Source organism: Paenibacillus sp. 01T47 (assembly GCF_056398245.1).
On the sequence record NZ_JBFTPA010000046.1, the window covers coordinates 1 to 11,467 of the forward strand.

Here is an 11,467-nt window from a genome sequence, read left to right on the forward strand (position 1 = left end):
TATTAGGCACGCCGCCAGCGTTCGTCCTGAGCCAGGATCAAACTCTCCAAATTGGTGTTTGACTTGCTCATTACTTTTATCGCTATATTTGCTCATCCCGAAGGATTTGCAAGGCAGTTATTACTCGTTGTTCAGTTTTCAAAGAGCAAWCTTTTCTTTCGTGTCAACCGCGTATTTCGTATCGGCGACTTTTATAATATATCACGTTTGCCTATCTCTTTGCAAGTACTTTTTTTCGTTTTTCGACATTTTTTTTAAAATGTCGTTTTCGCGATTATGTATCCTGTAAAAGCGGCGAGTACTAATATATCATCTGATCCTAATATAAGTCAAGCATGTTTTCTACTTTTTATTTTAAACAAAAGAAGCGCATGCCTGCCTCTATAAACATAGGGCATGACATACGCTTCTACTATTATAAACGGTTGAATCATTAGCTTGTTTTCACGTTGTTCATATATCGAAGTTCAAGCGCACCTATATCTCCTGCTTCATTCATAACAGCAACCTCACGAATGTACTCCCGCTTTACAAGCTTCTGAAGAACAAGTGATAAATCACCATGCAAAATATTTAATGTGGAGTGTGATTGCAGCTCCGCAATACTCCAAGGCTCTTCGCGACTGCCAAGTATATTAAATAATAACGCGCAGCTTGTTTTCATTTTGCTCATAACGGAAAACTCGCAGCCAAGCATAACTAATTGTACTCGTTGCTCCAATGTTTCTGGGCTTACCGTTAGCTCCTCGTAGAGCTTATATATTCCTGGGTGAACTCGCTTCAGCTGTTTCCACACGGTTAGCTCAGGATGCCTTCCTTCTTCTATAAGAACGATATGAGCCCAATGATGCAAGGCTGTCAGCACATGACTGTATGCATCCAACAAATTACCATCCAATAGATCCTGCTTTGCTTGTAAATACGTTCTTAAGAAACCCGTAAATTCAGCAAACTGCTTTTGCTCCCGCATTGAAGCAGGAAACTGAAGCAGACGTTCACGAACACTGCTCAGATAGCCGTCGCGATCCACCAAGATCTCCCCCCGAACTAGCCACTCGATAATATTGCGGTTTTCGCCACCAGACAACCATTCACTCAATCCATTCGAATCAATCGTTCGAATCAATACCCGTTGATCCTCGATTTGGACATGCTCCGTATCATTCCGCTCAATCTCTTCATTCATTACAACAAGTACTAATGAATCTAATCCATCAGCTAAAGAATTATAAGGATATGGGTTTTCAATAACAGCCAAACCGATTAAATGAGGTTCATCTCGATAGCTGTCCGAGAAGTACGCTTTTATATGTTCCACTGGTTCCTCCATATAGCTAATCACATTTTATTACGCTATAATAATATTCTACAGTTTTATTCTTTTTCGACAGGTTGGAGGCACATTCCTGCTTACTAACTCAGAAACTGTTTCAAAATCATAAGTCATTGGTCATAGGAAGGGTATGAATACATGAATAAGTTCTTTTTCAAGTCAGCCAAAATCAATGAATTCCGTCTATGGGGACTCGTTTTCACCCTTGTTGGCATGGGAGTCATGATACTCGGAACAGCCGGCATTGTTTTTTGGGGACAAGCAGGCAAAATTATTGCTGCTATCTTCATGGTAATCGGCATGATCTCCTTGTTAATCAGCGTAGCCGTTTATTTCTGGGCTGGCATGATGTCAACAAGCGCCACAATGCTTCAATGTCCAGAATGCTCGCGTCCAACCAAGATGCTTGGAAAAACAGATCGTTGTATGTATTGCAAAACGATACTTACGCTTGATCCTGCACAAGCAACAACTACTCCTTCTGAACAGCAAGTTTAACCTATAGTGAATATACGGTTGATTCTTTCTTAGGAAACAACCTTTATTCTACTAAGAAGGTAAAAAGCTGAGAAAACCAACTTTTGATCGCAGCATTATAAAAATAAGAAACGCCTCCTCCATGTCTTCACATGTGAGGAGGCGTTTCTTATTTAACATTTATAAATGAATTATGGCCTAATCTTAAGAGAATCGTCGATAGATTTCCAAATAGCTTCCGTTTGGAACGCACGCTGCCATGTTGCTACACCCGCTAAATCATATTTACGTGCAAGCGCTACTCGAGCTTTAATGGATACTTCATCCTCAATCCATATTCGCATCAAATTTCCGTCTTCCGTATATTCCACGTAATTCTGACCTGCTTTTGCATCAAACACCGGCTTAAGTTTCTTAGTCGTAATAATCTCATTAACCTTCTTCATGCCTACTGCCTTTGAGGAAACGTCTATTTTACCGTCTTCCCCTTTTTTCTCAGTCCATATCCGGGTATAGAGGGGCATGCTTAAAATAATTTTACTTGCTGGTACGGCATCCTCCTGCATGATGCGAACAAGAGAACTCTCTGTCCAAGGCAGCGATGCTACCGAACCTGATTTTGGACTCGCAGCCCAATGCTCATCGTAAGCCATGACCATCATATAATCTACAACATTGCCAAGCGCTGCACGATCAAGAAACAGCGACCACATCTCACTATTCGACTTGGGCGTTACATCCACGGAGACAACCAAGCCTTGCTCATGTAAAAGCGGAGTCAGCTCCCGAACAAATTGTACAAAGTTAGCTTTATCCGACGTGTGTACATTTTCAAAATCTAAATTAATCCCTTGCAATCCATATACTTGAGCAAAGCCGATCAGCTGCTGTATCATCGAGAATCGCGTTTCCACTGACGCTAATGCCTTTGTCGTTCGATCAGGCTCGAAGCTATTGCTGAACAGCGCCCAAATCTGCATCCCTTGCTGATGTGCCCATTTTACATATGCGGGATCAGCCTTGCCTTTTATTGTTCCTTTGTCGTCGGCAAGTTCAAACCAGGTTGGACTTACGACATTTACTCCCTGCATCGGCGCTATTTTGGCAGTATCGATTTTTCGTTGATAAACAGCTTCCCATGTCATATTAATTTTATTGCCGAGTACCTTCCACGCAATAAATGGAGGTTCTGACGCCTGCTCGGGCATTTTCTCAATAGAAGTAAGCTTCACATCTTTTTTATTCATAAAACCGATGATGCCTTCGCTGTTTTGGACTAGCAGCCAACCTTCCTGCTCTTTCCAAATTCTTATTGACTGTGATTGAGGAACTTTTTGAACAAAAGGCGCTCGAATAGTCGCTTCTGTTCGAATAGCTGCCCCTTTCTCAGGTGTAGCCTCAGCGAGTTGAACCATGTCTCCTGCATTCAGCAGTGTTACTGTGCCTGTCTCTTTTACGAATTCTACTTTCAGCCCATATAACTCCTCCAAAGGTTCTGCAGGAATATAGACCGTATCATTAGACGTTTCTGCAGTAATCGTTAGATCGTATGGCTTTTGGTTGATAGTCGCCGTTAAAGAATCCGTCTTGAGGTGAAGCACCTTATTGGCAGTTGTCAAAATGATTGAACCTGAATCAGGCTCATATCTTATAGGCTTGTCCGCTCCTAATACCTGCTCCAGCACCGAAAGCGGCAGCTTGACTTCATCATTTTCGATAATAGCTCCTTGCTTCGCTTCAACGCCTTGAATAAATATAGGATGATCTGACTTATAATTTGGATCTACCTTTTCATTGTTAGGAATAAAACGCATATATCCATACCAACAAAAGACAGCTATTACTCCTAACAAAAACAACAATATTATGCTCCGAACACCTCGATTGCCTTTTCGGCGTGGCGCTCGGTTGTACATCGTTTCCAAGTCATCACTCTCCTGTAATGTTAACTTCAAAATTCTATTCGACTATTAAAAAACGTGCAGATTAGCGTTGTATCGCTTCCCGGCACGTTCTTGTAGGCATAACGCCAATTATTTCGCTGATTTAGTATTGCAAGTCGAGCAAACACCGTAAATTTCCATCCGATGTCCTTCAACCACAAAACCTGTTACACGTGACGCTGCACGTTCTACCTCAAGCAGCGGTGGATAATTAAAATCGACGATTGAACCGCAATTTTTGCAAATGGCATGGTAATGATCGGATAAATCCGAATCAAACCGGCTTGAATCATCGCCATAAGTCAGCTCACGCACTAATCCAGCTTCTACAAATAAACGCAGATTGTTATATATGGTAGCTACGCTCATGCTCGGGTAAACTGGTGAGAGCGCTTTATAAATTTCATCTGCAGTCGGATGCGACATCGAGTCCATCAAGTAGCTTAATATGGCGTGACGTTGCGGGGTCATTCGGACGCCATTCATCTTCAGTTGCTCAAGTGCTAAGTTAACGCTGGCTCCCATTCCCCTCACGCCCTTCCTTAAAGTTATTAAAGCTATTGTACGTTCTTATTTAAGAGTTTGTCAATGAAAGCGCCTTTTTAGGATAGTCCAAATTGCTTAATTGCAATGCTGTTCGTAGCATTAATCTGAATCCTGAAAGTGCCGTCGCCTATAGTGCCTCTTATCGTTTTCTTACTTACTTCAAGCGGCAAATCGGACACAATATTACCGAAAGTTACCGATCCATACATCGTAAAATGAGCATTCGCCGGTATTGCAAGCTTTACCTCTCCAACGGAGCTATCGAGATCCCAATCTCCGCTAACTTCAGCACTGCTTAGCTCAATGTTCCCATTCAGCGTATCCGCTTTAACAGAACCGCCTGCGCCGTCCATTTTGATTTTCCCGTTTTTTGTTTCTGCTTCAATGTTTCCATCAATCTGCTTGATCTCCAAACTGCCATTGAGCGTATTTGCATAAAGCTTACCTTCAATAGAATCTGCAGTAATCGTACCATTTTTTGTTTCAAGACTGGTGTCACCGGTTATGCTTTTCACATTAATTCCGCCATTATTACCTTTGACGGAGATAGGACCTTTAATGTTGCTTACGGAAACAATTCCGCTATTGCTTCGGAGCTCAAGGCCGCCTGGCAGTGACAAATTCATGACTTCAATTGAACCATTGCCTGATTCTACTTTCATCTTTAATACAGGCTTCTGTTCCTCAGCATTCTGTGGCAGTTGTTCAGACTGGCCATTTAAACCGCTATCCGTGTCCGTAGGTTGTTCAGTTGCGGACTGATTGTTCAAATCAGCATCAGGTGTTGACTCCGGAATTTCATCGTTATTCGCATCAATACCTTCCGCTCCTAAGGATAACAGAGTTTCTGTAGGCTGTTGATTAACCTCAACCTGATCAGACAAAGACATTGGTACGGTAATGATCATATTCATTCTCGGTTTTCTGCTGCCGTTAGCGCCATAGGTTTGACCCTTCGCCTCCAACGTTACTTCAGCGCCTGGATTAATTTTGACGGTTGATTGCTCTGCGATCGCATCAGCCTCCGTTTTGCCTGGCACATCAACCCATACAGCAGTCAAAAGCTCTATTTCCTGTACGTCACCCGATCGAATGGTTACTTGCCCATTGGGATTAACAACACGAATGAGAGAAATCGCTTCATCTAAAGGAACCTTAATGATGGTCTTCTCATAATGAAATCCTTTCTCTTCTCCAAATTCTGCTGCCCCGTTCAAATCAACATTAAATTGATCCAGCCAACGATAAGGAATATCCGCGTATTGGGTCACAACGTAAGCGGTCAACGAAATCGCAACAGCAATCATCGCGCCTCCAACATCAAATCGAAGCTTTTTTTCTATGTCTTTAAACTTTATGCTGTATAGAATGATTTCTAAACCTAACAATATAAAAATAACCGGCCACCATTGACCAAGCAATGAAATATCATTCCGTCCTTGAATTTGATCCCAGAGAAGCAATCCTCCCACGACCAATACCAGTGCCGCTGCTGTAAAGCGTCCCAGCTTAAACATAATAACTCTTCCTTTCCTTGAACGTGACAGCAGCAATATTGAAGCGATTATAATAATCGGGCCAACACATAACTCCGCTAGTTCATTCATCCAGGGTAAAATCGCTTGTGGAGGCTTCACTAAAATAAGCATGACGCTTCCCGCCGCCAAAAGTAAAATACCATGTGTGCGATTCATTGCAACGGGGATGTTATTATCGGCATCCGCGCTTTGCAAGGAATCAAACACGCTAATAAAATAAAAAATAGGAAGCATAATACCTAAATAAACGATCAACAGCAAATGTCTGCCGCCATCTGAATCGGCTAACCTTACAATCGCCGTCAAATCCAGCCAAAAGGCCGCAATTAACAGTAAGCCTTTCGGATGCTGTCCCGTATACATATGTCCTGCTCCTGGCATAGCAAATGCGAATAATACGGTGAGAAGCCTATTTTTTATTCGTTTTATTCTGAGCTGACCCAACGTACACCCTCCAAGTGCTTTATATTATCGAGGAGCACTAACAATGCTTCTGATTTAGGCAGTGTAATATACACCTGCAGCAAAATCTGCTCGCCTTCCTCTTCACCCTCGCATTCTTCCAGCAGCATTTTTCTCATGATGATTTTCCGATCAGTCAGTAGGCTATTTAATTCAAGCATAGCTTGAGATAAATTATTAGCTTTTATTTTGAGCAAGTGCTCTTTCTTTGCACTAATATACCTTTTTTCCAGCTTATTAAACGCCCATAATGTTACAAGAACCATGATCGTTGCGGTAGCTGATGCAAAATAAAAGCCTGCTCCGACTGCTAATCCAATTGCAGAAACGACCCATAGGGACGCCGCTGTCGTTAAACCCGTTATTGATTTTCCGGTAAATAAAATAGTACCTGCACCTAGAAATCCAATGCCTGTAATAACTGCGGCTGCAAGTCGCGCTGGGTCAACCCGTACGTTAGGCTCGTCGACAAATGCTGAGAAACCGTACATGGATAGCAGCATCAACAAGCAAGAACCTAAACAAACTAGAATATTCGTTCGAAGTCCAGCAGCATGATTCGACTGTTCTCGCTCGAAGCCAATAAGTCCGCCCAATAGCAAGGCAAGCAGCAGCCTTAATAAAATATGAAGTTCACTAATATACCAAGGATTATGAAGTGTACTTAGCAGCATAAACAATCCCGACCTTTCTATATTCGCTATTGTAACATAATTGTATGCAGCGTATGGAGCTTACAGGTCTTCTGTCCAGAGTGATGTTCAAAAAGAAAGACGCGGTTCATCATGTTGATGAACCGCGTCTTTTTGCGTGCAACTGCTCTTATTTCAAGCGCTCTACAAGCAGCTTATTCACGAGTGCAGGATTTGCTTTCCCTCTTGATTCCTTCATAACCTGACCAACAAGGAAACCAATTGCTTTATCTTTACCTGCTCTGTAATCATCAACAGATTGCGGATTTGCTTCAACGATCTGGTTAACGATGGCTTGAATAGCGCCTTCGTCACTGATTTGAACGAGACCCTGTTCTTCTACAATCTGCTGTGGTAGCTTGCCTGAATCCAGCATCGCTTTAAATACCGTTTTGGCAATTTTACCGTTGATTGTGCCTTTCTCAAGCAAACCAATCATTTCACCTAGGCCTTGTCCAGTAATTTTCACATCGGTAATTTCTTGACCGTTGGCATTCAAATAACCAAGCAAATCACCCATGATCCAGTTCGATACGGATTTGGCATCCTTCGTGTAGGAAAGGCTCTCCTCGAAGAAATCAGCAAGCTTCTTAGATGAAGTAATAACTTCAGCATCATAGGAAGGTAAGCTGTAATCAGCCGTATATCTCGCTTTGCGCGCATCAGGCAATTCTGGAATTGTCGCACGAATGCTTTGCTTCCAGTCTTCACTAATATGAAGCTGTACTAGATCCGGGTCCGGGAAGTAGCGATAATCATGTGCTTCTTCTTTGCCGCGCATAGAGAAGGACTTACCAAGTGCATCGTCAAAACGACGAGTCTCCTGAATGACCTCACCACCGCTGTCGAGAATTTCCGCTTGGCGGAACTGCTCATACTCAAGGCCGCGCTGAACGCCGCGGAAGGAGTTCATGTTCTTAAGCTCCGCACGTGTACCAAATTCCTTTTGTCCGTATGGACGAAGGCTTATATTTGCATCACAGCGCAAGCTGCCCTCTTCCATCTTCACATCAGAAACGTCGCAATACTGCATGATGGCTTTGATTTTCTCGAGGTATGCTTTAGCTTCCTCAGGTGTACGAATATCAGGCTCTGATACGATCTCAATTAGCGGCGTACCTACACGGTTGAAATCGACAAGTGATGCATAACCGCCATCGACGTGAGTCAATTTGCCTGCATCCTCTTCAAGGTGCAGCCTTGTGATCCCAATTCGTTTGGTTTCTCCGCCCACTTCAATATCAATCCAGCCATGTTCACCAATCGGTTGATCGAATTGCGAAATCTGATACGCTTTTGGCGAATCGGGGTAAAAATAGTTTTTACGGTCAAACTTGCTGATATCTGCAATTTGACAGTTCAAAGCCATTGCCGCTTTCATTGCATATTCAACGGCTTGGCGATTCAATACCGGCAAAACGCCGGGATGTCCAAGGCATACTGGACAGGTATGGGTATTCGGCGGCGCGCCGAAAGCTGTAGAGCAGCCGCAAAAGATTTTACTGTTCGTATGCAGCTCCACATGGACTTCCAGCCCGACAACCGTCTCGTATTTGTTCGGTTCAGACATTCGTATCGATCCCTTCGTAAACGTATATAGATCCGCTTATAGCTGCGGACGTTGTTTATGATGCTCTGTATGCTGCTCGAACGCATGAGCGGCGCGCAGCACCGTCGATTCGTCGAACGCTTTCCCGATAATTTGCAAGCCAATCGGCAAGCCATCTGCCGTTCCACAAGGAACGCTAATGGCAGGAACGCCAGCCAAGCTTACCGGTATCGTACAGATATCGTTTAAATACATCGTTAATGGATCTCCAACTTGCTCTCCGATTCGGAACGCAGGTGTCGGAGCCGTAGGTCCGATGATGAGATCATATTGGCTGAACACTTGGTCAAAGTCCTGCTTGATAAGTGTACGCACCTTCTGAGCTTTCAAATAATATGCGTCATAATAGCCAGAGCTTAGAGCATAGGTTCCAAGCATAATCCGGCGTTTTACTTCAGCGCCAAATCCTTCGCTGCGGGATTTCTTATACAAATCAATGAGATTTGCAGGATCTTCCGCACGTACACCGTAACGTACGCCGTCGAAACGAGCTAGATTTGACGATGCTTCCGAGGAAGCAAGCAAATAGTAAGTAGCGATTGCATACTCCGTATGCGGAAGTGAAACCTCTTCCCAAGTCGCGCCCAGTGATTCGTATACTGCCAGCGCTTTAAGTACCGCTTCTTTCACACGCGGATCAATACCAGCTCCTAGGTATTCTTTAGGCACACCGATACGCAGACCTTTTACATCACCTGTAAGAGCTGCTGTGTAATCTGGAATATCCACATTCGCTGATGTAGAGTCGCTTGTGTCGTAACCAGCAATGGCTTGCAGCACAAATGCGGAATCTTCAACATTTTTGGTAAGCGGACCGATTTGGTCTAAAGAAGATGCAAAAGCAACAAGTCCAAAGCGTGATACTAGGCCATATGTTGGTTTGAGGCCAACGATACCGCAATAAGCAGCTGGCTGACGAATCGAGCCGCCAGTGTCGGAGCCAAGCGAGAAATAAACTTGTCCAGCAGCAACCGAAGCTGCCGATCCGCCGCTTGAGCCGCCTGGAACATAATCCGTATTCCATGGATTGCGAGTTGGATAGAAGCTGGAGTTCTCGTTGGAACCGCCCATCGCAAATTCATCCATGTTCAACTTGCCAATCGTTACCGACTGAGCTGCTTTCAGCTTGCGAACAACAGTGGCATCATAAATAGGATTGTAATTGCTTAAGAACTGACTCGCACAAGTGGTCAGTAGACCTTCAGTCACAATATTATCCTTAACACCCGCCGGCAATCCAAACAATAAACCTTGGTCGCCGCCTTCTTGCAATTGCTTGTCCAGCTCGGAAGCCTGCAAGCGTGCATTCTCTTCATTTAATGTAATAAAAGCCTTAATAGCAGGCTCAGTTTCCGCAATTCTCGCAAATGATGCGCTAACCAGCTCAGAAACAGACAGTTCCTTATTGTTAAGCTTGTTATGTACATCCTGCAGGCGCAAATCAAACAGTGCCAACAGTAGTTCCTCCCTTCAAATTAAACCCATTCGTATTATTCAAGCACCGCAGGTACTTTAAATTGTCCATCTTCTTCATCAGGCGCATTGAGCAGAACCTTCTCGATCGGCAGCGACGGGCGTTTCTCATCCGCGCGCGTTACATTCGTTATAGGGAGCACATGGCTGGTTGGCTCAACATTTTCCGTGTCCAAGCCTTCTAGCTTTTCCGCATATTTCAAAATCGCATTGAGCTGCTCCGTAAACTGATCCTTCTCCGAATCGGATAGCTCTAACCGCGCAAGTCTTGCTACATGGTCTACATCCTTAGGTGAAATGCTCATCAGGTATTCTTCCTTTCCTATTCCTGTAATCATTCTTCCTATTATATCTCACATACAGGGAGAACATCAATGTAAACGGCAAATCACTTCTTAATTTCCACATAAAAGGAACTGGATCTCCAACAGAAGAGTTGGGCGTAAAAGCAATCGTTTATCAAACAAACAAAAGCAGCCCACTCTCACAACTTAAGCTGTTGTGAGGCAGGCTGCTTTTTAGTTTTAGAGAATCAGGTTCTTACTGAAATGCTCTAGATGACCGTTAGCATTATTGCTCTTTAATCTCATGGTCGATGCTCGCAGTCTGAATATCTTCATACGCCCAGTGCTTCTGCGAAACGTCACTCCATTGTTGATCTGCTCCTGCTAGAGGAGATCTGCCCTGCTGTCTATTGAATATGACAACAGCTTCTGCTCTCGTAAGAACGCGGTTTGGTGCAAATGTACCATCCTTATATCCGTTGAAAATTCCTGCTGCAGTCCCCTGATCAATGGCCGTTTGTGCCCAGTGCCCATTAATGTCAGAGAAGCTTTTGCCGCCGGTTTCAATATGCTCCATCAATCGATTAATAATAACAGCCATTTCCGCACGAGTGATCGTCTGATTTGGTTTGAAGCTGCCATCTGGATAACCAACCATTAAACCCAATTCGGTTATAATTGCAATGTATTTTGCAGCCCAATGCTCAGCATCAACGCCCGTGCTGCTCACGGAAGATAATTCAGCTTCCTTGCCCAGTATGCGAACAAGTATCGCTGCCATTTCAGCACGTGTAATCCCTTTCTCTGGTTTAAAGCTTCCGTCCTGATGACCAATAATATAAGCTTTGACTTCTTTATGATCTGGAACTTCAACCGGATCAGGCTTATCGGGCTTTGGCGTCACGTTGCCACCCGAGTTGTTGCCTGAATAACTGGATCTCGTTGGATCCAACGGATAATAATCATCCTTATCATTGACACCATCTCTGTCCGTGTCTGGATCTTTTGGATTCGTTCCAATTGCTTTTTCTTGCTCATCCGTCAATCCATCGTTATCATCGTCTGGATCARTCGAATCTGGAATGCCGTCTCCGTCTGTATCCAGCTCAC

The 11,467-nt window shown here is 43.8% G+C and carries 10 protein-coding genes; 1 reads left to right on the forward strand and 9 read right to left on the reverse strand.

What is annotated here, in order from left to right; genetic code table 11:
• Positions 1-433: 433 nt before the first annotated feature.
• Entirely contained in the window at positions 434-1,318 is an 885-nt protein-coding gene (locus AC1DOV_RS34125; protein WP_477552110.1) for a nucleotidyltransferase-like protein, read from the reverse strand.
• A 153-nt stretch (positions 1,319-1,471) separates the two neighbouring features.
• On the opposite strand from AC1DOV_RS34125, the gene AC1DOV_RS34130 reads away from it, so the two are divergent.
• Positions 1,472-1,831 (forward strand): YgzB family protein, encoded by a 360-nt coding sequence (locus tag AC1DOV_RS34130; RefSeq protein WP_076271895.1) that lies wholly within the window; start codon positions 1,472-1,474, stop codon positions 1,829-1,831.
• Positions 1,832-2,001: 170 nt separating this feature from the next.
• Here AC1DOV_RS34130 and AC1DOV_RS34135 read toward each other — a convergent pair whose 3' ends face one another.
• From AC1DOV_RS34135 to AC1DOV_RS34170, 8 genes are all read right to left on the reverse strand, one after another.
• Positions 2,002-3,726, reverse strand: coding sequence for a glycosyl hydrolase family 18 protein (locus tag AC1DOV_RS34135; RefSeq protein WP_477552114.1), 1,725 nt, complete (start codon positions 3,724-3,726; stop codon positions 2,002-2,004).
• Positions 3,727-3,843: 117 nt separating this feature from the next.
• Positions 3,844-4,278, reverse strand: a complete 435-nt coding sequence (gene perR / locus AC1DOV_RS34140) for a peroxide-responsive transcriptional repressor PerR (RefSeq protein ID WP_076271893.1) — start codon at positions 4,276-4,278, stop codon at positions 3,844-3,846.
• A 77-nt stretch (positions 4,279-4,355) separates the two neighbouring features.
• On the reverse strand, positions 4,356-6,281 hold the full coding sequence (locus AC1DOV_RS34145) for a DUF4097 family beta strand repeat-containing protein (protein ID WP_477552111.1): 1,926 nt from the start codon (positions 6,279-6,281) through the stop codon (positions 4,356-4,358).
• Positions 6,263-6,973 carry an MgtC/SapB family protein gene (locus AC1DOV_RS34150; protein WP_076271891.1) on the reverse strand — a complete coding sequence of 237 codons (711 nt, stop codon included), beginning with the start codon at positions 6,971-6,973 and terminating at the stop codon, positions 6,263-6,265. The genes AC1DOV_RS34145 and AC1DOV_RS34150 overlap by 19 nt, the downstream gene beginning before the upstream one ends.
• Before the next feature lie 148 nt (positions 6,974-7,121).
• Entirely contained in the window at positions 7,122-8,561 is a 1,440-nt protein-coding gene (gene gatB / locus AC1DOV_RS34155) for an Asp-tRNA(Asn)/Glu-tRNA(Gln) amidotransferase subunit GatB (protein ID WP_477552112.1), read from the reverse strand.
• Between the two features lie 36 nt (positions 8,562-8,597).
• Positions 8,598-10,055, reverse strand: a complete 1,458-nt coding sequence (gene gatA / locus AC1DOV_RS34160; RefSeq protein WP_076271889.1) for an Asp-tRNA(Asn)/Glu-tRNA(Gln) amidotransferase subunit GatA — start codon at positions 10,053-10,055, stop codon at positions 8,598-8,600.
• 35 nt (positions 10,056-10,090) lie between these two features.
• Positions 10,091-10,378 (reverse strand): Asp-tRNA(Asn)/Glu-tRNA(Gln) amidotransferase subunit GatC, encoded by a 288-nt coding sequence (gene gatC / locus AC1DOV_RS34165; protein ID WP_076271888.1) that lies wholly within the window; start codon positions 10,376-10,378, stop codon positions 10,091-10,093.
• Positions 10,379-10,643: 265 nt separating this feature from the next.
• The coding region (locus AC1DOV_RS34170; protein ID WP_477552113.1) for an S-layer homology domain-containing protein at positions 10,644-11,467 on the reverse strand (824 nt) is incomplete at its 5' end.

What these genes read in the sequence shown, in the direction of transcription:
- AC1DOV_RS34130 (WP_076271895.1), top strand. Translation starts at nt 1,472, where the DNA reads ATGAATAAGTTCTTTTTCAAGTCAGCCAAAATCAATGAATTCCGTCTA.
- AC1DOV_RS34135 (WP_477552114.1), bottom strand. Translation starts at nt 3,726, where the DNA reads ATGTACAACCGAGCGCCACGCCGAAAAGGCAATCGAGGTGTTCGGAGC.
- perR (WP_076271893.1), bottom strand. Translation starts at nt 4,278, where the DNA reads ATGGGAGCCAGCGTTAACTTAGCACTTGAGCAACTGAAGATGAATGGC.
- AC1DOV_RS34150 (WP_076271891.1), bottom strand. Translation starts at nt 6,973, where the DNA reads ATGCTGCTAAGTACACTTCATAATCCTTGGTATATTAGTGAACTTCAT.
- gatB (WP_477552112.1), bottom strand. Translation starts at nt 8,561, where the DNA reads ATGTCTGAACCGAACAAATACGAGACGGTTGTCGGGCTGGAAGTCCAT.
- gatC (WP_076271888.1), bottom strand. Translation starts at nt 10,378, where the DNA reads ATGAGCATTTCACCTAAGGATGTAGACCATGTAGCAAGACTTGCGCGG.